This window comes from Jatrophihabitans fulvus (assembly GCF_054781375.1).
In genome coordinates this window covers 1,707,191-1,728,143 of record NZ_BAAGUN010000001.1, presented here as the reverse complement: position 1 = coordinate 1,728,143, position 20,953 = coordinate 1,707,191, and the positions used below count along the sequence as shown (strand labels likewise).

Below are 20,953 nucleotides of genomic sequence, written 5' to 3'. Positions count from 1 at the left end.
GGCCCGTCACCACGCCGTGAGGCCGCCGTCGACGACGACGTTCTGACCGGTCATGTAGGTGGCGGCGTCGGAGACGAGGAACGCGACGGCGGCGGCGATCTCGTCGGCCCGGGCCATCCGTCCGAGCATCGTGCGGCGGCTGTAGTTCTCGACGAACGTGTCGTTCTGACCGCTGAACACGCCGCCCGGTGTCACCGCGTTCACGCGGACGCCGGACGCCCCCCAGTAGCTGGCGAGGTACTTCGTGAGTCCCCACAGACCGGCCTTGGACGCGCTGTACACGGCCGGCGTGTTGATGGCGCGACCCTCGTACAGCGAGCCCTCGTAGATGCGCTGATCGGGTGCGACGATGCCGTAGATCGACAGGATGTTGACGATCGAGCCCTTGCCGGCGGCCGCCAGCGGCGCGCCGAAAACCTGCGCGCAGAGCATCGGGCCGGTGAGGTTGGTGGCGATCACCTCGTCCCAGTCGTCGCGAGGGAACTCCTCGTACGGGGCGAAGAAGTTGTCGCTCTTGGTCGCGGCGTTGCAGATGAGTGCGGTGACGGGGCCGACCTCGTCGGTCACGCGCGTGCGGAGGTCCTCGAGCGCCGCCCGGTCGGAGATGTCGCACCGGTAGGCGTGCGCGGACCCACCCACGGACGCGGACCCGCCCACCAGGGCGGCGGCGTCCCGTGCGAGGTCGAGGTCGCGGTCGACCACGACCACGACCTGTCCCTGGGCGGCCAGGGCGGTCGTGATCGCACGGCCGATGATGCCGCCGCCCCCGGTCAGCAGGACGACGTCCTGATGCGTGTCGGGAGACGTCATGACAGGCCCCTTTCGGCCATCAGCAGCTCGACGAGCTTGAAGTCCAGTTCGCTGTCGATGTCGACCGATCGCTCGTGCGGCATCTCGTACAGCTTGGTGCGCCCGCCCCAGAGGCCCTTCGTGAGGGTGGCCCGGTGCCAGACGTAGATCGAGGCGTTCATCGCGTAGACCTTCGGCGCACTCTGCCGCGACACCGCGCCGGACGGGACCACGAGGCCGACGTAGTCGGCTGCGCCGGCGTCCTTGCGCTCGACCATGTTGAAGTACGGGTTCTTGTCGCTGAGGTACGCGGTGATGACGACGTCGGTGTCGTCGTCGAGCAGCGAGACGGCCGTCTCGATGTCCTCGACCGAGCGCAGCGGCGAGGTCGGGTCGAGGTCGACGATGCGGTCGACGTCGACGCCGAGGGACTCGACGTGCTCGATCAGGTGCTCGATGACCGGCACCTTGGCCGCGCTGGACGTCGCCAGCTCGGGCGGCCGCCGGAACGGGACGATCGCACCGAACTCCTCGGCGACGCGCGCGATCTCGTCGTCGTCGGTCGAGACGTAGACCGCGTCGATGGACGGGGTGGCCAGGGCCTTCTCGATCGTCCAGCCGATCAGCGGTTTGCCGTGGAGGTCGCGGACGTTCTTGCGGGGAACGCCGACCGAGCCGCCGCGGGCGCAGACGGTGCCGATGGTGCTCACGATGTGCTCCCGAGGTCGCGGACCTGCAGGCTCAGCCTCGACGAGGCGAGTCCGTCGGTCAGGGATTGTGCGGCTCCGAGGTCGTCGGGACCGCCGGCGGACAGCACCGCGGCGAGCATGTCGACGTAGGTGCCGGTGATGTCGTCGGGTTGCAGCGGCGCCTCGGTGACCTGCGGGCCGGTGCTGTCGGTGTAGACCCGCAGGCCGTCGTCGAGGTTCCATTCGACCCGGCCGTGCTCGCCGACGACCTCGTACCACCGCACCCGGCGCCGGGCGACGTAGTCGACGGCGACGGTCACGACGGGCGCGGCCACGCCGACGGGCGAGAGCACGGACACGGAGGTGTCGTTCGCACGCAGGTCGAGACCCGAGAAGCGGCCACCGCGGGCGAAGTCGACGTCCAGGTCGCCGAAGAACCAGCGCGCGACGTCGAACTCGTGCGACAGGTCCAGCTCGACCCCGCCCCCGCGGGCCACGTCGGCCGAGTAGGACTCGCGGTAGTCGGTGCCCGGACGCCAGTCGGGCAGCCACTGCCCGCAGACGAAACCGGCCCGCACGACCCGTCCGAGCCGGCAGACGTGCTCGCGCATCGCCCGCAACGCCGGCAGGTACCGCAGGTTGAACCCGGCGACCCGCACGGCGGGCGGGGCCCCGGCCAGGCGTGCGGCGATCGCGTCGCAGTCGGCCACGGAGGTGACGATCGGCTTCTCGACGAGCAGCCGCCAGCCACGGTCGATCAGGTCCGGCAGGACGTCGACGTGGTTCGCGGACGGCGTGGCGAGGATCGCGAGGTCGGCGTCGTCGCCGAGGACGTCGTCCAGGTCGGTCACGACGCGCGCGCCCAGGCGCTCGCTGAGCTCGTCCGAACCGCCCCGGTGCCGGACGAAGGTGAACCTCGCGTCCGGGTGGGACGCGGCCAGGTTGCCGGCGTGGCGGCGTCCGATCGAGCCGAGGCCGATCACGACGAAGTGGGTCACTGCCGCAACCGGGCCGGGACGTCAGCCATGCAGGTCCTCGACGGTGAGCGGCTGGTGCGCCGCGACGGAGCGGCCGAGGCGGGCGCCGATCACGACGTCGATCATGGCCGGCGCCAGGCCCGTGCCGGGACGCAGGACGGCGACGTCGTCGGTGCCGATCACGTCCCCTGCCTGCAGGTCGCGCACCGCCACGATCGAACGCCGGGCGACCGAGGCCGTCGACAGCTCGGCCGCGACCGGGCGCTTGATGCCGTCGCCGATCGCGCTCTCCACCGCGCGGATGCCGCTGACGAAGTCGGTGAACGCTGCCGGCTCCATTGACGCCGCGTGGTCCGGGCCGTCCATGGTGACGTCGAGGGTGATGTGCTTCTCGATGACCCGCGCGCCGAGGGCGACGGCGGCCAGGCTGATCGCCGGGCCGAGCGTGTGGTCCGACCAGCCGACCGGCAGCCCGAACGCCTGGTGCATGGTCGCCATCGCGGCCAGATTGCACGATGCCGGGTCGGCCGGGTAGTTCGAGACGCAGTGCAGCACCGCGACCGGCACCGGACCGGCCGCCTCGATGGTGGCGACGGCCTGGGCGACCTCGGCGAGCGTGCCCATGCCGGTCGACAGGATGATCGGCAGGCCCTTGCCGGCGAGGTGCGCGAGGAACGGCAGATGGGTGAGGTCGCCGGAGCTGACCTTGTAGGCGTGCACGCCGAGGTCGGCCAGCATGTCGGCCTGGCTCGGCCCGAACGGCGTCGACAGGAAGTCGATGCCGCGCTGGTCGCAGTAGGCCAGCAGCTCGCCGAACTGCTCGGCGGTCAGCTCGAGCGCCTTGAGCATGTCGTACTGGCTGCCACCGCCGTCGGCGTCACCCATGTTGCGCGACTGGTACTCGGCCTTGGGGGCGGCCACGCTGACGAGGTCCTCGGCCGCGAACGTCTGGAACTTCACGGCGTCGGCGCCGGCGGCGACCGCGGCGTCGATCAACTCACGGGCGAGCGACACCGACCCGTTGTGGTTGACGCCGATCTCGGCGATGACGTAGCAGCCGGAGTCGGGGTCCGCGAAGCGCGGGGGTGGAACGTCGGGAACTGCCATGCGTCACATCCGCTGGTCGAGGGACTTGGTGCTGGCGCGGTGCGTCTCGGCGAACGACGGCTCCACCCGCGCGATCATGCTCTTCACCCGCTCGTCGGTGACACCGTCCCGCTGTGCGGGCGCGCCGTTCGCGAACAGGGCGCGCAACTCGGCCACGAGGTCACCGAACGCGGACGGATCGCTCGGGGGGACGTAGCCGACCTGCTGCAGCGCGGTGAAGCGCGAGTCCGACACGGTCTCGTTCGCGCCGACGAACTCCTCGTAGGGCTTCTCACCCGCGGTGTCGAGCGGGGTGAGCAGGACCGGCCAGCGGCCGGAGGCGGCGAGCTCCTCGACCCGTCCGGCGGCCTCGGCCTGATCGCGGGTCGGGTACGCGGTCAGCCCGTGGTGCGCGAGGAACTTCTCCACGACGTCGGTCAGCAGCACCAGGTGCTCGGCCGGGTCCAGGGCCGGCACGGTCAGCGCGCGGTCGCCGCCGAGCAGGCCGGCCAGCGTGCACAGGTGCCCGGACTCCTCGAGCGAGACGAAGAACCGTCGTGTCGACTCGGGGCAGGCGAGCGGCTGCCGCGCGGCGAGGCGGTGCTGCCAGGCCTGCAGCAGCGAGCCGTTGGAGAACGCGACGTTCGCGAAGCGCGCCGACGAGATCCTCGTGTCGCCGTCCCACGGCTGGGTGGGCAGGAACAGCGCGTGCTCCATGAGCCGCTTGGTGGCGCCCATCATGCTGCTCGGGTTCGCGGCCTTGTCGGTCGACACCGAGAAGACCCGCTTCGGGCTGCGGTGCGTGCTCAACAGGCGCGACAGCGCATCGAGGTGCAGCACGTTGGTCTCGAGCATCGCCAGCACCGAGAACGGGTCCTTCTCGGAACGGACGTGCTTGAGCGCGGCGAAGTTCAGCACGTAGTCGTAGGCCGTCCGGTTGGCGTCGAGCCACATCCGGAACGGAGCACCTCCGTAGTCGAACGGGAGGGTCAGCAGGTCGTGGATGGGCGGCAGGTCGGAGGCCGAACGCAGGCCGCGGACGAGTTCGGCGAGGCCGTTCTCGTTGTGGTCGATCACGTGGACGGTCGCCGGCTCGAAGTGCATCAACGTGCGCAGCGTGTTCGACCCGATCGAGCCGGCCCCGCCGATGACGAGGATGCGACTGCCCGCGACGGCGTCGCGCAGCTCGGGGGAGCACGCGTCGAGGTCGTCGGCGAAGAAACTGCGCCTGCGCCCGACGACCTGCTGGTCGAGCGCGGCCAGCTCACCGGTCAGCGACGTCGTCATCCTGGGTCACCCGTGCCTCGAAGATCTGTTGCGCCCGCTCGTACTCGGCGGCCCCGCCGATGTCGATCCAGCGCCCGGTGTGGAGGTAGACGCCGCCCCGCAGGCCCGCCTTCGGGAGGTCGTCGAACATCGTGGTCATGTCGTAGTAGTGGTCCTTGGGGATGACGCCCAGCGCGGCCTTCGACATCAGGTACACGCCGCCGTTGATCTGGAAGTCCAGCACGGGCTTCTCGGCCACCTCGACGAACGATCCGTCCGCCGCGGACTTCACGACGCCGTACGGCACCGTGTAACTGTGCTGCCGGACGACCATCGTCGCGTCCCAGCCGTTCGAGACGTGCGTCTCGAGCAGCGCGCCGACGTCGATGTCGTTGAGGATGTCGCCGTTCGTGACGAGGAACGGGTCCGACAGCGACTCGAGGGGCACCAGGCCGAGCGGTCCGGCGGTGCCGAGACGTTTGCCGTCACGGACGTACTCGATGAAGCTGCCCCACCGCGACCCGTTGTCGTAGTAGTCGACGATCATCTCGGCCAGGTAGCCCACCGAGAAGACGAAGCGGTGGATGCCGTGCGACCGCAGGTGATCGAGGATGTGGCTGAGGATCGGCCTGTCGCCCAGCGGCAGCAGCGGTTTGGGGCAGGTGGCGGTCAGCGGCGCGAGGCGCTTGCCGAGGCCCCCGGCGAGGACGACGGCGGACAGGTCGTTCGACCGGGCGACGTGCTCGAGGACGACGAGCGCGTGCAACCTGTCGCCGTCGACCAGCGGCAGGTACTCGAGACCGCGCCTGATCATCAGCGAGCTCACCTCGGCGGTGCTGCTGCTGCTCGGCAGGACGGTCGGGGTCCGGTTGGCCGCCTCGCCCACGAGCCCGTCGATCGCCCCGCCCGCGGCGAGGTACCGGCGGATGTCGCCGTCGGCCATGACCCCGGTGAGGACCCCGTCGTGGTCGACGACGACGACGAACGTCCGCCCGGAGGCGTTCATGCGGTTCATCGCGGTGCGGATGTCGTCCGACGGCGACACGCGCACGCCGTCGAGGTGGGCGCCGCGCAGGTAGGTCAGATGCATGGCAGACCCATGTTCCCCGCTGCGGCAGCCGGGCGGAAGTCCGCGCGCCCGCTACCCATGCGCCCAGAACGCGTCCGCGAGCGAGACGACGTGGTCCAGTTCCTCGTCGGTGATGCCCGAGGACGCGGGCAGCGGCAGGATGCGCTGCCACAGGACGTCGGCCACCGGGGCAGGTTCGGCCAGCGAACCGGCGTACGGGACCTGTTGGTGGATCGGCTTCCAGAACGGGCGCGCATCGACACCGCCGTCGACCATGGCCTCGCGGAAAGCGGTCCACCGGTCGAGGTCCGAGCCGGTGTAGTGCAGCCCCGAGAACCAGTGGGTGCTGCGCCCCGCCGCGGGCGTGGGGAACGGTGCGAGGTCGGGGTGACGCTCGGCCAGGCTCGCGTAGCGGGCGTACACCTCGCTCTTGCGCTCGAGGAACGACTCGAGGCGTTCGAGCTGAGCGACCCCGATCGCCGCCTGGACGTTCGTGATCCGGAAGTTGTAGCCGACGACGTCGTGCTCGTAGGCGGTGCCGACCCGCCCCGTCGAGATGACGTGACGGATCCGGCCGATCAGGTCGTCGTCGGCCGCGGCGACCGCGCCGCCGCCACCGCTGGTGATCGTCTTGTTGCCGTTGAACGAGTAGCAGACCGCATCGACGCCGGTGGCGCCGAGCGCGCGGCCGCCGGGCGCCTCGGCCCCGATCGCGGCAGCGGCGTCGACCACCACCTTGAGCCCGAACTCGCGCGCCAACGCGGCGTGGGCGGCCAGGTCCAGGCTGGCGCCCATGATCATCACCGGCATCAGCGCCTTGACGATCCGGCCGGACCCGAGGTGCAGCCGGCCGTCCGGGTGCGCCTCGGTCTGCGTCTCCAGCGCGTGGCGGACGAGTCCGAGGTCGAGGGCCCAGTCGGCGGGGGAGACGTCGAACAGCCACACGTCGGCGCCGGAGTGACGCACCGCGTTGGCCGAGGCGATGAACGTGAGGGTCGGCAGGACCACGAGGTCACCGGCGCCGATGCCGAGGCCCTCGAGCGCCATCTGCAGCGCCACGGTTCCCGTGCACATCGCCGACGCGCGATCGGTGCCGCTGAGTGCGGCGATCTGCTCCTCGAACCGGCCGACGAACGGTCCGGCCGTGGACACGAAGGTGCTGCGGATGCACTCCTGCAGGTACTCCGCCTCCCGTCCGTTGAGATCGGGCACCGCCAGGGGCACTCTCATGGCGCTGAAAACTACCCGAGGGCCCGGCACGGGGGTCGACCGCGTCGCGGGCCGGGTGGCTCGCGACGCGCGCCTATCATTCCGTCGTGACCGGCGACCTGACGATCATCATGTATCACTACGTCCGCGACTTCGCCCGGACGCGGTACCCCGGGATCAAGGGCCTGGACGTGGCGGGGTTCCGGCGCCAGCTCGACCACCTGCAGGCGAACTTCGAGATCGTCCGCATGGAGGACGTCATCGCCGCCAGCCGCGGCGAGGCGCAACTGCCCGCCGCCGCCGCCCTGCTGACGTTCGACGACGGTTACGCCGAGCACTACGACACCGTGTTCCCGATACTCCACCGGCGCGGTCTGCAGGGCTCCTTCTTCCCCCCGGTCTCCCCGGTGCGCGACGGTGTCCTGCTCGACGTGAACCGCATCCACTTCATCCTCGCGAGCACCGATTCGTCGGCCGACCTCGCGGACGCGCTCGACGACGAGGTCCGCGCTGCCGGCGACGAGTACGAGCTGCGTTCCGTCGAGGACTACCGCGCCGAGTGGGCGCACCCGTTCCGGTGGGACACCGCCGAGACGATCTACGTCAAGCGCATGCTGCAGACCGCGCTGCCCGAGCGGCTGCGCGCCGAGATCGCCGGCCGGCTGTTCGAGCGGTTCGTCGGGGTCGACGAGGCGACGTTCGCGGCCGAGCAGTACCTGACCGAGGACCAGGCGCGGGTGATGATCGCCGACGGCATGTACTTCGGCTCGCACGGCGCGACCCACCAGTGGCTCAACCGCGTCGACCGTTCGACGCTGCTCACCGAGATCGACACCTCGTTGCAGTTCCTGTCCGGTCTCGGGATGCCGGTCGACGAGCACTGGGTCATGTGCTACCCGTTCGGCGGTCACGAGCCCGAGGTCGTCGAGGTGCTGCGCGAGCGCCACTGCACGATCGGGCTCACGACCGAGGTCGCCACCGCGGTGATCGGTCGGCACGACCCGCTGCTGCTGCCGCGTTACGACACCAACGACTTCCCCCAGTAACCGGCGGCAGCGGTCGAGGGGACGCGTCAGGCGAGCAGTTTGCGCAGCACCCGTCCGAACAGGGCCCGGCTGGTCGCGGTCGCGAGACCGTCGGCGAAGCGCGGCAGGCCCTTCGGGCGGACGGCCTCGGTCCAGGTCGTGCGCGAGCCCGCCGCGGGCGTGTCGCCGCGGGGGGCGACCACGATCTCGGCCCAGCCGAGCATCACCCGGCCGCGCTTCTCCAGTCGGCAGCGTCCGGCCCGGCCGTCGGTCGGTGGCTCCCATTCGACGATCTCCATGGGGTCGTCGAACCCGACCGGCCCGAGGGCGGTGCGCGGGTTGAAGACCGTCCCGACGACACCCGGCGTCCGGTCGACGGTCACGTTCGTCAGGGGCACGTAGGCGCCGTGGGCCTGCCAGTCGGTGACCCGCGCCCACGCCTGGGCGGGGGAGAGGTCCGAATCGACGGAGACGGCGAAGGGGCGCAGGGGCTGGTCGGCCATGACTTGTTCGTACCCGATGCCGCGCGGCGTGGGGCGCCGGGGCGGGATGGTGCCGGCGGGACGGCGTCGGTCGGCACGGTGTCGCAGGGACGGTGTCGGTCGGCACGGTGTCGCAGGGACGGCGTTGGTCGGCGTGACCCGCGCAGCCTGGTACCTTGGACGACGGTGCTCGCGGTCTCGTCCGCGTGCCGACGCGTGCGCGTCCAACTTCCACCGTGATGCAGACCGGCGGAGCGCGCCCGCACCCCGTTCCCGCGGGGCAACCGAGTCGCAGAAGGAGTCGTCCGTGGCGCTGGCCCAGGATGTCAAGAAGCAGATCATCGCCGAGTACGGCACGGTCGAGGGCGACACCGGTTCGCCCGAGGTGCAGGTGGCGCTGCTGTCGCGCCGCATCCGCGACCTGACCGAGCACCTCAAGGAGCACAAGCACGACCACCACAGCCGTCGTGGCCTGCTCCTGCTCGTCGGCCAGCGCCGGCGGCTGCTGAACTACCTCGCCAAGACCGACATCAACCGGTACCGCTCGATCGTCGAGCGGCTCGGACTGCGTCGCTAGGCACACGGGGGAGCGACCGTCCGGTCGCTCCCCTTCTTCGTGCGGCGCCGTCGCACGGGACAACTGAACAACCACCGATCGCCGGGACGCACGCGCGTCCTCGAGCGACATCCGAGCACTGATGGCCGGTCCTCGGTAGTGGCGGGCGGGACGACCTCCCGACCGCTTCGATCGAAGACCGGCACCCGGTAGGGGTGAACCCGCTCGTACGTCGCCCGTGCGCACCGGCGCGTACGAGAGGAGACCTCTGTGACAGAGGCAGACCAGGGTGTGTTCGAGACCGAGGCCGTGATCGACAACGGCAGTTTCGGCACCCGCACCATCCGTTTCGAGACCGGACGGCTGGCCAAGCAGGCCGCCGGCTCGGTCGTGGCGTACCTCGACGAGGACACCATGCTGCTGTCGGCCACCACGGCCGGCAAGAAGCCCCGTGAGGGCTTCGACTTCTTCCCCCTCACCGTCGACGTCGAGGAGCGGATGTACGCCGCGGGCCGCATCCCCGGCTCGTTCTTCCGCCGCGAGGGCCGCCCGTCCGAGGACGCGATCCTCACGTGCCGGCTCATCGACCGTCCGCTGCGCCCGACCTTCACGAAGGGTCTGCGCAACGAGGTCCAGGTCGTCATCACGGTGATGGCGCTCAACCCCGACCACGCCTACGACGTGCTGGCGATCAACGCCGCGTCGGCGTCCACCCAGATCTCCGGCCTGCCGTTCTCCGGCCCGGTCGGCGGCACCCGCGTCGCGCTCATCGACGGCCAGTGGGTGGGCTTCCCGACCCACACCGAGCTCGAGCGCGCCACCTTCGACATGGTCGTGGCCGGCCGCACGCTCGACAACGGCGACGTCGCGATCATGATGGTCGAGGCCGAGGCCACCGAGGGCGTCATCGAGCTGATCGCCGGCGGCGCCACCAAGCCGACCGAGGAGATCGTCGCCGAGGGCCTCGAGGCCGCGAAGCCGTTCATCGCCGAGCTGTGCCGCGCGCAGTCGGAGCTCGCCAAGAGCGCCGCCAAGCCGGTGCAGGAGTTCCCGGTGTTCCTCGACTACTCCGACGAGGTCTACGAGGCCGTCCGCAACGAGGTCGAGGCCGAGGTCGCCACCGCGCTCACCATCGCCGACAAGCAGGAGCGCGAGGCCAAGCTCGACGAGATCAAGGAGTCCGTCCGCGACACCCTCGGGCAGCGCTTCGAGGACCGCTACAGCGAGATCGGCGCCGCGTTCCGGTCGCTGAACAAGGCGCTCGTGCGCCAGCGCATCCTGCGCGAGAAGGTCCGCATCGACGGTCGCGGCCTGGCCGACATCCGCACGCTCTCGGCCGAGGTCGAGGTCATCCCGCGGGTGCACGGTTCTGCGTTGTTCCAGCGCGGCGAGACCCAGATCCTGGGCGTCACCACGCTGAACATGCTCGGCCTCGAGCAGAAGCTCGACACGCTGTCGCCGAACCGCACCAAGCGCTACATGCACAACTACAACTTCCCGCCGTTCTCCACCGGCGAGACCGGCCGCGTCGGTTCGCCGAAGCGCCGCGAGATCGGCCACGGCGCGCTCGCCGAGCGGGCGCTGCTGCCCGTGCTGCCGAGCCGCGAGGAGTTCCCCTACGCGATCCGCCAGGTGTCCGAGGCGCTGGGCTCCAACGGCTCGACGTCCATGGGCTCGGTCTGCGCGTCGACCCTCGGCCTGCTGAACGCCGGTGTGCCGTTGAAGGCGCCGGTCGCCGGCATCGCCATGGGCCTCGTCTCGGACGAGGTCGACGGCAAGACCGAGTACGTCGCGCTCACCGACATCCTCGGTGCCGAGGACGCCTTCGGCGACATGGACTTCAAGGTCGCCGGCACCAAGGAGTTCGTCACCGCGCTGCAGCTCGACACCAAGCTCGACGGCATCCCGTCCGAGGTGCTCGCGCAGGCGCTGCAGCAGGCCCGCGACGCCCGCCTGCACATCCTGGACGTCATGGCCGAGGCCATCGACGCCCCGGACGAGATGAGCCCGTACGCCCCGCGCGTCACCGTCGTGAAGATCCCGGTCGACAAGATCGGCGCGGTCATCGGCCCGAAGGGTCAGATGATCAACGCCATTCAGGACGAGACCGGCGCCGACATCTCGATCGAGGACGACGGCACCATCTACGTCGGTGCCGCCGACGGCCCGTCCGCCGCGGCCGCGGTCGACCGCATCAACGCGATCGCCAACCCGCAGATGCCCAAGGTGGGCGAGCGCTTCCTCGGCACGGTCGTCAAGACCGCCGCCTTCGGCGCGTTCGTCTCGCTGCTGCCGGGCAAGGACGGCCTGGTCCACATCTCGAAGCTGGGCCGTGGCAAGCGCATCGGCAAGGTCGAGGACGTCGCCAACGTCGGCGACAAGATCCAGGTCGAGATCCTTGAGATCGACCAGCGCGGCAAGATCAGCCTGGGCCTGGTCGACGAGACCAAGGCCGCTGACGGCGCCGACGCCCCCGCGGCCGAGGCGCCCGCCGAGGCCTGATCGGCACCTGCACGTCCCACGAGGGCCGGGTCACCACTGCGGTGGCCCGGCCCTCGTCGCGTTCCGGCCCGCCGCGTCGCCGCCGGAACGGATCTTCATGTCCCGGCGAACCCATGACGTCGTGGGGTCATGAAGATCCACCTCGACGTCCGGATCTTCATGGTTCGGCGACGCCATGACGCCTCCGCACCCTGAAGATCCGGGCGGACGGCGCGAGCAGGAGACCCGCGTCAGTTGCCCTTGACGTTCACGATCTGGCGCAACGTGTGGACGATCTCCACCAGGTCGCGGGCGTCGTCCATCACGACGTCGATCGGCTTGTAGGCCGACGGGTGCTCGTCGAGGAACGCCTTGCGGACATGGCTCCCATGCTCCGTGCGACGGCAAGCGGGTTCGAGGCAGCGCCTATCGTGGTGCCGTGAAGGTCCGATTTAGCTCGCCGCTGCGCGAATTGCCGGTCGAGGTGCGGGCCCTGACCGGTGTCGCGTTCATGGTGGCGCTCGGGTTCGGCCTCGTCGCGCCCGCGCTGCCGCTGTTCGCGCGGGAGTTCGGGGTGGGCGCGACCCTGGCCGGCCTGGTGGTCAGCGCGTTCGCGCTCATGCGCCTGCTCGTCGCCCCGTTCGTCGGACGGATGGTCAACGCGGTGGGGGAGCGGGTGCTGCTCGCGACCGGGATCGGCATCGTGGCCGGTTCCAGCCTGCTCGCCGGGTTCTCGCAGGAGTACTGGCAGTTGCTCGTGCTGCGCGGTGCCGGTGGCGTCGGGTCCATCATGTTCAGCGTCAGCGCCGCGAGCCTGCTGGTCCGGGTGACCCCGAACCACCTGCGCGGACGGGCGCAGGGGGTGTGGGCGGGGTCGTTCCTGCTCGGCATGATCGCCGGCCCCGCGGTCGGCACCGTGGCCACGTTCTCGCTGCGCGCTCCGTTCTTCCTCTACGCGGGCACGCTCGTCGTCGCCGGGTCCATCGGGTTGACGGCGTTGCGCTCGAGCGAGCTCGCCGAGCGCTCGCAGCCCCGCTCGGCGCCGTTGCCCCTCGCCCGGGCGCTGGAGAGCCGGGCGTACCGCGCGGCCCTGGTCGCCGCCTTCGTCGGCGGTTTCGCCATCATCGGGGCCCGGACATCGCTGATACCGCAGTACGTCACGGACGAGCTCGGCCTGTCACCCGGGTGGGCGTACGCGGCGTTCCTCGTCACCAGCGTGGTCAGCGGCCTGCTGCTGCTGCCCGTCGGCAAGGTCGCCGACACCCGGGGACGCCGTCCGGTGCTGGTCGTCGGACTGCTCGTCGCCGCCGCCGGGTACCTGCTGCTGCCGACGCTGCACTTCGCGGGCGGCCTGCTCGCGGCCGCCGTGCTGCTGGGCATCGCCGGCGCCGCCGACTCGGTCGCACCCGGCGCCATCATGGGCGACGTCGTGGCCGGACGGGGCGGCACGGTCGTCGCCCTGTTCCAGATGTGCGGTGACCTCGGCGCCGTGCTCGGACCCGTCGTCGCGGGGTGGATCGTCGACGGCGGGGGATACGGGCCCACGTTCGTGGTCGCCGCGGTCGTGTGTCTCGCGCCGCTCGCCTTCGTCGCCGTGGCTCCCGAGACGCTGCGCCGCGGTGGGGCGGTGCCGCCGGACGGCGCGCCCGGCAGCACCGCCGACGCGACACCGGACGGGGTGTTGCCGCAGCTGCAGGGTGAACCGTCCGGCGAGAGGCCCGGCATGGCACGGCCCGCGACCGACTGACCGGGACCGTCGCCGACCGGCTTGTCCGGATCCGTCCGACCTGCGCTGTGACGAAGCCCCGCCACGCCGGGGGACATGGCGTGCCCCGTGCCGCGCGTTGCTAATGTCTACCAATCCGATCGGTAACACCGGAGCAATCGAAGTAGACGGATAGCTGCGACAGGCAGCATTGATCACGGAAGCAGGTACTCCATGACGAAGGCACGTACGCGCCGTCGCGGCGTGGCGCTCGCCGCCCTGGCCGTCGCCGCCGTGGGGCTCAGCGCCTGCGGGTCCGACAGCGACGGCGGGGGCGGAGGCTCCAAGACCATCAGCGTCGTCGGCTTCTCGGTGATCGAGAGCGTCGTCGACGACCTGGCCGAGGACTTCGCGAAGACCGACGAGGGCAAGGGCTTCGCCGTCAACGGCTCCTACGGCGCGAGCGGTGACCAGAGCAAGGCCGTCGCGGCGGGCCAGAAGGCCGACTTCGTCGAGTTCTCCGTCGAACCGGACATGACCCGTCTCGTCGACGCCGGCAAGGTGTCCACCAGCTGGAACGCCGGCAAGTACAAGGGCATCGTGTCGCAGTCGGTCGTCGTGCTAGCGGTGCGCAAGGGCAACCCGAAGAAGATCACCGGCTGGGACGACCTGGTGAAGCCGGGTATCAAGATCGTCACCGCCGACCCGACCCGCTCCGGCGCGGCCAAGTGGAACCTGCTCGGCGCGTACGCCCACGGCCTGGGCTCGACGAAGGACGCGGCCGCGGCCAGGACCTACCTCGGCAAGTTCATCAAGAACGTGAGCGTGTTCGCCGAGAGCGGCCGCAAGGCCACCGAGGCGTTCTCGTCCGGCCAGGGCGACGTCCTCATCACCTACGAGGACGAGGCGATCCTCGCCAAGCAGGCGGGGGAGGACCTCGACTACGTCATCCCGGACGACACGTTCCTGATCCAGAACCCCGGCGCCGTCACCACGAACGCGTCGCCCGTCGCGAAGAAGTTCCTGACCTACATCACGTCCGAGGCGGGCCAGAAGATCTTCGCGTCCGACGGCTTCCGTCCGCTCGACAACTCGGTCGACCCCGGCACCGTCGAGGGCGCCAACGACCCGAGCAAGCCCTTCCCGGCGATCGAGAAGATCACCACCGTCGACGATCTCGGCGGCTGGGACGCCGTGAACAAGGTGCTGTTCGACGACGGCGCCCTCGTCCCGACCCTCCAGGGCAGTTGAGCGGCGTCCTCCCCGCGGCCGCGCCGTCGTCGCACCGGACGCGACGGCGGCGCGGCGGCACGCGCGCGCTGACCCGGGGCGCCGGGCTCGGACTCGGTGTCGGCGTCCTGTGGCTGTCGATCATCGTGCTGCTGCCGATGGCCGCGCTCGTCGTCGCGGCGTCCGGTGAGGGCGTCGCCGGGTTCTGGGACGCGGTCACCGCGCCGGACGCCCGCAGCGCGATGACCCTGACCGTCGGCATCAGCCTGCTGGTGACGGTCGTCAACGCGATCATGGGGACGGTCATCGCCTGGGTGCTCGTACGTCACGACTTCGTGGGCAAGCGGCTCGTCGAGGTGATCATCGACCTGCCGTTCGCGCTGCCCACGATCGTCGCCGGCGTCGTGCTCATCTCGCTGTACGGGCCGAAGAGCCCCGTCGGCATCAGCCTCGTCGGCACCCGCGAGGGCATCGCGGTCGCCCTGCTGTTCGTGTCGCTGCCGTTCGTGGTGCGCTCGGTGCAGCCGGTGCTGATCGAGATGGACCGCGACGTCGAGGAGGCGGCCGCCTCGCTCGGCGCCGGCACGTTCACGATCTGGCGCCGCATCGTGCTGCCGGCCATGGTGCCGGCGATCGTGTCGGGCTCGGCGCTGGCGTTCGCCCGCGCGCTCGGCGAGTACGGCTCGGTCATCCTGATCTCGAACAACATCCGCGGCGAGACCGAGGTCGCCTCGTACTACATGCTGCGCATGATCGAGAACGACGAGAAGGTCAAGTACGCCTCGATCGCCACGGTGCTGTTGATCGTCGCCCTCGTCGTGCTCGTCACCCTCGACGTGCTGCAGCGCAGGGTGGCGCGCCGTGGCTGACACGCTCACCCGTCCCGCCGCGCGCGCGAGCATCCCGGTGCAGCACCCGTCGCGGCTGCGCACGCGCCTGCCGCGCTCGGCGTGGGTGCTCGTCGGCGGTGCCGTCGTCGCGGGCATCGGCGCGCTGCTGCCGTGGTTCGCACCGTCCGGCCGGGTCGACGCGCAGCGCGTGCTGCGCGACCGCAGCCTCGGCGGCACCGACCTGATCGGGGTCGGCTTCGGGGCCGCGCTCGCGCTCGGCGCGATCGGCGTCGTCGCGGCCGTCGTCGTCGCGACCGGGCGGGACCGGCTGCCGGGCGGCCTCGACCCGCGCCGCGCCATCGCGTGGACGGCGCTGGTGGTGGGCCTCGTCGCCCTGGCCGGGCTTTACTTCGACTGGCGGGACGTCCCGTCGGCCGTCGGCGTCAGCCGCACCGACTGGGACAACGCGAGCGTCAACGGCTACGACCTCGGCTCCGGTGCGCGGGCCGGCGTGTGGCTGGTGCTCGCCGGGTGCGTCGTCGCCACGCTGGCCGCCGCACACCTGCTCAAGATCGTGCTGCGGGTCGTCGCCCTGGCCTATCTGGGCGGGCTCGTCGCGCTGCCGGTGTTCACCGTCGTGCAGCGGACGTTCGCCAGCGGCGCGGGCACGGTGTGGGACGTCGTCACGTCCGACCCGGAATTTCTGGCGGCGGTGCGGCTCACCGCCGTCGTGGCCGGCATCGCCGTCGTGGCGAACACCGTGTTCGGCGTCGGCATGGCGCTGCTGCTGACCCGTTACGAGTTCCGCGGACGGCGCCTGCTCAACACCTTCATCGACCTGCCGCTCGCCATCTCGCCGGTCGTGGTCGGTGTCGCGCTCGTCCTGGTGTTCGGCCAGACCGGCTGGTTCGGTCCCGCGCTCGAGGACATCGGCGTCCAGGTCATCTTCTCGACGCCGGGCATGGTGCTGGGCACCGTGATCGTGGCGCTGCCGCTGGTGATCCGCGAGGTCGTGCCGGTGCTCGAGGAGTCCGGAACCGACCAGGAGCAGGCCGCGCGGTCGCTGGGTGCCGGCGGCTGGCAGACCTTCCGGCGCATCACGCTGCCGACCATCAAATGGGCGCTCGCCTACGGCGTCGTGCTCTCGCTGGCCCGCTCGATCGGCGAGTTCGGCGCGGTGCGCGTCGTGTCCCAGAGCGTGTCCGGTCAGTCGCAGACCGTCACGTTGTGGATCAACAACGAGTACGAACAGCTCGGCAACGAGCACAAGGACAACGCGTTCATCGGATCGTTCGCCCTCATGGTCGTCGCGGTGGTCTTCATCGTCGCGATCGCCCTGCTGCGGCCCAAGGGAGAGAAGGTCTGACATGGCCATCGTCGCTGCAGGCATCACCAAGACCTTCGGCGACTTCGTCGCCCTCGACGACGTGTCCGTCGACGTGCCCAGCGGACGGCTCACCGCGTTGCTCGGCCCGTCCGGCGGCGGCAAGTCGACGCTGCTGCGCGTGATCGCGGGACTGGAGTTCGCCGACCGCGGCCGCATCGACATCGAGGGCGTCGACGCGACCTGGCTGCCCCCGCAGCGGCGCAGCGTCGGCTTCGTGTTCCAGCACTACGCCGCGTTCAAGCACCTCTCGGTGTACCGCAACGTGGCGTTCGGGCTCGAGATCCGCAAGCGTCCGAAAGCGGAGATCGCTACGAAGGTGACCGAGCTGCTCGAGCTCGTGCACCTGGAGAAGTTCGCCGACCGCCTGCCCGGGCAGCTGTCCGGTGGCCAGCGCCAGCGCATGGCGCTGGCCCGCGCCCTCGCCATCGAACCAAAGGTGCTGCTGCTCGACGAGCCGTTCGGCGCGCTCGACGCCAAGGTGCGCAAGGAGTTGCGCGACTGGCTGCGGCGGCTTCACGACGAGGTGCACGTGACGACCATCTTCGTGACGCACGACCAGGAGGAGGCCCTCGAGGTCGCCGACGAGATCGTCGTGATCAACGACGGACGGATCGAGCAGGTCGGCACACCCGACGACCTCTACGACAAGCCCGCGAACGAGTTCGTGATGTCCTTCCTCGGCCCGGTCACCCAGCTGAACGGCCGTCTCGTCCGGCCGCACGACATCGAGGTGCTGACGGCGCCGCAGCCCGGCGCCACCCGGGCCGAGATCAGCCGGGTGCAGCGGGTGGGTTTCGAGATCCGGGCCGAGATGTCGACCGCGCCCGGGCAGCCGGACACGTGGGTGCAGCTCAACCGCGGCCAGAGCGAGGCCCTGCGCATCTGCGAGGGAGCGACGGTGTGGTTGCTGCCCGCCCCGAACGCGACGTCGGTGCGCGCGCGGCAGACGCCGGCGGACGCCGGTGCCGCGCTCGAGGCCCGGGACGCCGCCGAGGGCGAGGCGGCGGCCAGGGAAGCCGCCACCGCCTGAGGTCATCCGGCCAGGTGCGCGCCGACCACGCGGCCGGCGAGGTGTTTTCGCGTGCGGGCGTCGACGTCGCCGGTGCGGGTGATCAGGCGCAGCTGCGCGTCCGGTCTCGTGCCGAGGGGCGACGTCCCGGACGGCGCACCGGCCGGCGCACCGCCGCGATGCCGCGGAAGAACAGCACGCCGCCGACGAGCAGGCCGAGCGCCAGCAACGCGAGCGGGCCGCCGTCGGCGTCGAGCGGGCGGGCCGTGCCGCCGGCGCCGGCGGGCAGCGAGCCGGCCGACGCCTGGCGCGTGCCGTTCGCGTCGGTGAGCGGACGCAGGGCGACACCGCCGCCGCGCCGGTCGAGCACCAGCACCGACGTCACGGACCCTGCGCCCGCGGCGAAGCGCAGCGACCGGGCGGCGCCGACACCGAGGGCCCTGACGCGGACCGTGAGCGTGCCCGACGGCACCGTCACGTAGCGGCTGACCGTGCCGAAGCGGACATCCGGCGCGACGATGCGTCCCGCGACGGAGACGGCCACCCGCGGCGCGCTGCCGTCGGCCTGCACGACCCGCACCGCCGCCCTGCCGCGACCGGGCGAGCGCAGCGAGTCCTGCACGACGATGCCGTGGACGTCCGACTGCTCGCCGACCGCGGCGGCGGTGTAGGACGCGTCCGGGCGCAGCGTGAGCGTCCAGCGCAACGCGGCGGGGGTGCTCGCCTTCGCGCCGTGCGGGCGCATCGACACCGCGTACCGGCCCGCCGGCATGCGGCGGTAGGCGCTGACGTCGCCGTAGCCGACCGAACTCAGCCACAGCCGGGTCGACCCGCCGCTCAAGGCCGTCAGGTAGACGTCGACCTTCGGGGTGTCGGGCGACAGGAGCGCCGCGCGGACGAAGGCCGGGGCGGCGGCGCCCGCGTCCGCAGGCGTCGAGACCGCGAGCGGGACAGCCGTGACGAGCCCGGCGGCGGCGGTCAGCAGGCGAGTGACGACCCGGCGGCGCACGGTCACGGGGGACTCCTCGGGAACGGTCGGAGCGGTCATCGGGGCAGTGGATCGACGTCGACGGGCGGGGTGAGGCGGCGCGCTCCGTCGCCGGTGACGGTGACGGTGACGGTGACGGAGGCCAGCCGATACTGGCCCGTGACGCCTGAGAGGGCGGTGCGCAGTCGGGCTGCGTCCGCGCGGACGACGACCCACCCGGCGCCGGACGGGCGGAACCGGCGCGGAGCGTCGTGCGGCGGATTCCCGAGTGATTTGACAGGATTACACGGTGCAGATCTCCGCCAAGACCGACTACGCAGTGCGCGCCCTGCTGAGCCTGGCCGCGCGCGAGCCCGACCTCGTCAAGATCGACACCGTCGTCACCGAGCAGGGCATGCCGCGCAAGTTCGTCGAGGCCATCCTGGGTGAGCTGCGGCGGGCCGGGCTCGTCCGCAGCCAGCGCGGCGCCGAGGGCGGGTACGCGATCGCGCGTCCGGCCAAGGAGATCACCCTGGGCACCGTGCTGCGCGCCGTCGACGGCCCGTTGGCCGAGGTCCGCGGGTTGCGTCCGCACGAGACCACGTACGCCGGGGTCGCCGAGCACCTGCCGGAGGTGTGGGTCGCGGTGCGCTCCGCCCTGCGCCGGGTGCTGGACGAGACCACGCTCGCCCAGGTGCTCACCGGCACGCTGCCCGCCCACGTCCGCAAGTTGAACGAGGCGCCGGACGCCTGGCTGCCGCGCTAGCGGTAGAACCACACCCCGCGGTGGGCACAGTCGCTGCCATGACCGCGAAACGCAGGAAGCGCATCGTCGAGGTCCTGGGGGACGCGTTCGGCGAGCTGGCCGCCGCGTCCCCGTCCGCGTTCCAGGTGAAGTACCGCAAGATGGCGGGCGATCCGTTCGCCTTCTACCGCGGCACCGCGTGCCTGTTCTACGCCGACGTGACCGGCCGTCGAGACGACTTCGTCGACGACCGCACGAGCCGCACGTGGATCCACGGCGACCTGCACCCCGAGAACTTCGGCACCTACCTGAACTCCGCCGGACGGCTCGTGTTCGACGTCAACGACTTCGACGAGGCCTACCTCGGGCACTACACCTGGGACATCCAGCGCTTCGCCGCCGGCATGGCGCTGATGGGATGGCAGAAGGCGTTGCCGGACGCGTCGATCACCGACCTGATCAGCCGGTACGTGCGCAGCTACCTCGCGCAGGTCAGCGCCTACGCGAAGGACTCCGGCGACGACTTCGCGGTGACGTTGGAGAACACGGACGGTCCGGTGCTGGCGATCCTGCAGCAGGCCCGTCTCGAGACCCGGGTCGAGCTGCTCGACGGCAACACCGTCGTCACCGACGCCGCACGCGAGTTCCGCGACGACCCGACCGTCCGCCGGTTGGGCAGGGCCGAGCGGCGTCGCGTCGAGGAGGCGTTCGAGCGCTACCTGGCCACGATCCCGCCCGCCAAGAAGTACGACCGCGACCTCTTCTACGAGGTGCACGACATCGTCGGCAAGTCCGGTTTCGGCATCGGCAGCGCCGGGTTGCCCGCGTACAACGTGCTCGTCGAGGGCTGGTCGCAGGCGCTCGAGAACGACGTGCTGCTGTCGATGAAGCAGGCCAACGTGCCCGCGGTCAGCCGCTTCGCGAGCTCGCCGGCGATCCGCGAGTACTTCGAACACGAGGGTCATCGCACGGTGGTCAGCCAGCGGGCGCTGCAGGTGCACACCGACCCGCTGCTGGGTTACACCGACATCGACGGCGTCGGTTACGTGGTCGCCGAGGTCTCGCCCTACGAGCTGGACCTCGACTGGAGCGAGCTGAACGACCCGAAGGACATGGCGCGCGTCGTCGACGTCCTCGGCCGGGCCACCGCGAAGATCCACTGCGCGTCCGACCAGGACAGCGAGCAGAGCCTCGTCGACTTCCAGACCGAGCACGCGGTCGCCGCGGTGCTGAAGGGGCGGCGACGCGAGTTCACCGAGGCGGTGTGCGCCTTCGGGCTCGACTACGCCAAGCAGGTGCGCACCGACCACGCGCTGTTCGTCGACCTGTTCCGCGAGGGCGCGATCGGGGTGCCCGCCACCTGATGAGCGGGCCGCCACGCGTCACGACCGGAGCGCACGTTCGTGGGCGAGCGCCGGCCGGGGCGCGGGTGCGTGCGGCGGGCCGCCGCC

Annotated in this window: 19 protein-coding genes and 1 pseudogene; 10 read left to right on the top strand and 10 right to left on the bottom strand. The window is 71.2% G+C overall.

Translation table 11 applies throughout. The annotated features are described in order from the left end of the window. Window positions 1–6 precede the first annotated feature (6 nt). From ACYVP9_RS08400 to ACYVP9_RS08370, 7 genes are read right to left on the bottom strand one after another with little or no spacing between them, the layout of a single operon-like run. Window positions 7–810 carry a Rossmann-fold NAD(P)-binding domain-containing protein gene (locus ACYVP9_RS08400; protein ID WP_460604232.1) on the bottom strand — a complete coding sequence of 268 codons (804 nt, stop codon included), beginning with the start codon at window positions 808–810 and terminating at the stop codon, window positions 7–9. After that, window positions 807–1,499: an acylneuraminate cytidylyltransferase family protein gene (locus ACYVP9_RS08395; RefSeq protein WP_460604231.1), complete on the bottom strand. Its 693-nt coding sequence runs from the start codon at window positions 1,497–1,499 to the stop codon at window positions 807–809. The genes ACYVP9_RS08400 and ACYVP9_RS08395 overlap by 4 nt, the downstream gene beginning before the upstream one ends. Next, window positions 1,496–2,476 carry a Gfo/Idh/MocA family protein gene (locus tag ACYVP9_RS08390; RefSeq protein WP_460604230.1) on the bottom strand — a complete coding sequence of 327 codons (981 nt, stop codon included), beginning with the start codon at window positions 2,474–2,476 and terminating at the stop codon, window positions 1,496–1,498. The genes ACYVP9_RS08395 and ACYVP9_RS08390 overlap by 4 nt, the downstream gene beginning before the upstream one ends. Before the next feature lie 21 nt (window positions 2,477–2,497). Beyond that, window positions 2,498–3,562: an N-acetylneuraminate synthase family protein gene (neuB, locus tag ACYVP9_RS08385; RefSeq protein ID WP_460604229.1), complete on the bottom strand. Its 1,065-nt coding sequence runs from the start codon at window positions 3,560–3,562 to the stop codon at window positions 2,498–2,500. 3 nt (window positions 3,563–3,565) lie between these two features. Beyond that, the gene (locus ACYVP9_RS08380; protein WP_460604228.1) at window positions 3,566–4,828 is read right to left on the bottom strand and encodes a Rossmann-fold NAD(P)-binding domain-containing protein; all 1,263 of its coding nucleotides are present in this window, start codon (window positions 4,826–4,828) and stop codon (window positions 3,566–3,568) included. Further along, complete coding sequence (locus ACYVP9_RS08375; protein WP_460604227.1) at window positions 4,806–5,897, bottom strand: nucleotidyltransferase family protein; 1,092 nt, start codon at window positions 5,895–5,897, stop codon at window positions 4,806–4,808. Before ACYVP9_RS08375 ends, ACYVP9_RS08380 begins: the two co-directional genes overlap by 23 nt. A 51-nt stretch (window positions 5,898–5,948) precedes the next feature. Next, window positions 5,949–7,106 carry a PLP-dependent aminotransferase family protein gene (locus ACYVP9_RS08370; RefSeq protein WP_460604226.1) on the bottom strand — a complete coding sequence of 386 codons (1,158 nt, stop codon included), beginning with the start codon at window positions 7,104–7,106 and terminating at the stop codon, window positions 5,949–5,951. 86 nt (window positions 7,107–7,192) lie between these two features. Here ACYVP9_RS08370 and ACYVP9_RS08365 point away from each other — a divergent pair, with 86 nt between their 5' ends. Then, window positions 7,193–8,131 (top strand): polysaccharide deacetylase family protein, encoded by a 939-nt coding sequence (locus tag ACYVP9_RS08365; protein ID WP_460604225.1) that lies wholly within the window; start codon window positions 7,193–7,195, stop codon window positions 8,129–8,131. A 26-nt stretch (window positions 8,132–8,157) separates the two neighbouring features. Here ACYVP9_RS08365 and ACYVP9_RS08360 read toward each other — a convergent pair whose 3' ends face one another. Next, entirely contained in the window at window positions 8,158–8,613 is a 456-nt protein-coding gene (locus ACYVP9_RS08360) for an SRPBCC family protein (RefSeq protein WP_460604224.1), read from the bottom strand. A gap of 286 nt (window positions 8,614–8,899) precedes the next feature. On the opposite strand from ACYVP9_RS08360, the gene rpsO reads away from it, so the two are divergent. Together rpsO and ACYVP9_RS08350 are read left to right on the top strand one after the other, a co-directional pair. Beyond that, the gene (gene rpsO / locus ACYVP9_RS08355) at window positions 8,900–9,169 is read left to right on the top strand and encodes a 30S ribosomal protein S15 (protein ID WP_460604223.1); all 270 of its coding nucleotides are present in this window, start codon (window positions 8,900–8,902) and stop codon (window positions 9,167–9,169) included. A 249-nt stretch (window positions 9,170–9,418) separates the two neighbouring features. Beyond that, window positions 9,419–11,650 (top strand): polyribonucleotide nucleotidyltransferase, encoded by a 2,232-nt coding sequence (locus ACYVP9_RS08350; RefSeq protein ID WP_460604222.1) that lies wholly within the window; start codon window positions 9,419–9,421, stop codon window positions 11,648–11,650. A 230-nt stretch (window positions 11,651–11,880) separates the two neighbouring features. Here ACYVP9_RS08350 and ACYVP9_RS08345 read toward each other — a convergent pair. Further along, window positions 11,881–12,003 (bottom strand): annotated as a pseudogene (locus tag ACYVP9_RS08345) (RtcB family protein); the annotation flags it as partial. A gap of 65 nt (window positions 12,004–12,068) precedes the next feature. On the opposite strand from ACYVP9_RS08345, the gene ACYVP9_RS08340 reads away from it, so the two are divergent. The 5 genes from ACYVP9_RS08340 (at window position 12,069) to ACYVP9_RS08320 (ending at window position 17,811) form a co-directional block, all read left to right on the top strand. Next, window positions 12,069–13,376: an MFS transporter gene (locus ACYVP9_RS08340; RefSeq protein WP_460604221.1), complete on the top strand. Its 1,308-nt coding sequence runs from the start codon at window positions 12,069–12,071 to the stop codon at window positions 13,374–13,376. Between the two features lie 192 nt (window positions 13,377–13,568). Next, window positions 13,569–14,585 carry a type 2 periplasmic-binding domain-containing protein gene (locus ACYVP9_RS08335; RefSeq protein ID WP_460604220.1) on the top strand — a complete coding sequence of 339 codons (1,017 nt, stop codon included), beginning with the start codon at window positions 13,569–13,571 and terminating at the stop codon, window positions 14,583–14,585. Beyond that, the gene (gene cysT, locus ACYVP9_RS08330; RefSeq protein WP_460604219.1) at window positions 14,582–15,433 is read left to right on the top strand and encodes an ABC transporter permease; all 852 of its coding nucleotides are present in this window, start codon (window positions 14,582–14,584) and stop codon (window positions 15,431–15,433) included. The genes ACYVP9_RS08335 and cysT overlap by 4 nt, the downstream gene beginning before the upstream one ends. Further along, window positions 15,426–16,760, top strand: coding sequence for an ABC transporter permease family protein (locus ACYVP9_RS08325; RefSeq protein WP_460604218.1), 1,335 nt, complete (start codon window positions 15,426–15,428; stop codon window positions 16,758–16,760). The genes cysT and ACYVP9_RS08325 overlap by 8 nt, the downstream gene beginning before the upstream one ends. A 1-nt stretch (window position 16,761) precedes the next feature. Beyond that, window positions 16,762–17,811: a sulfate/molybdate ABC transporter ATP-binding protein gene (locus ACYVP9_RS08320; RefSeq protein ID WP_460604217.1), complete on the top strand. Its 1,050-nt coding sequence runs from the start codon at window positions 16,762–16,764 to the stop codon at window positions 17,809–17,811. 82 nt (window positions 17,812–17,893) lie between these two features. Here the strand turns inward: ACYVP9_RS08320 and ACYVP9_RS08315 are convergent, their stop codons facing one another. After that, a complete protein-coding gene (locus ACYVP9_RS08315) occupies window positions 17,894–18,838 on the bottom strand; it encodes a DUF4397 domain-containing protein (RefSeq protein WP_460604216.1) in 945 nt (314 codons plus the stop codon). A 229-nt stretch (window positions 18,839–19,067) separates the two neighbouring features. On the opposite strand from ACYVP9_RS08315, the gene ACYVP9_RS08310 reads away from it, so the two are divergent. Together ACYVP9_RS08310 and ACYVP9_RS08305 are read left to right on the top strand one after the other, a co-directional pair. Continuing rightward, window positions 19,068–19,523, top strand: coding sequence for an RrF2 family transcriptional regulator (locus ACYVP9_RS08310; protein WP_460604215.1), 456 nt, complete (start codon window positions 19,068–19,070; stop codon window positions 19,521–19,523). A 38-nt stretch (window positions 19,524–19,561) separates the two neighbouring features. Beyond that, window positions 19,562–20,866, top strand: coding sequence for a DUF2252 domain-containing protein (locus ACYVP9_RS08305; RefSeq protein ID WP_460604214.1), 1,305 nt, complete (start codon window positions 19,562–19,564; stop codon window positions 20,864–20,866). Window positions 20,867–20,953: the final 87 nt, after the last annotated feature.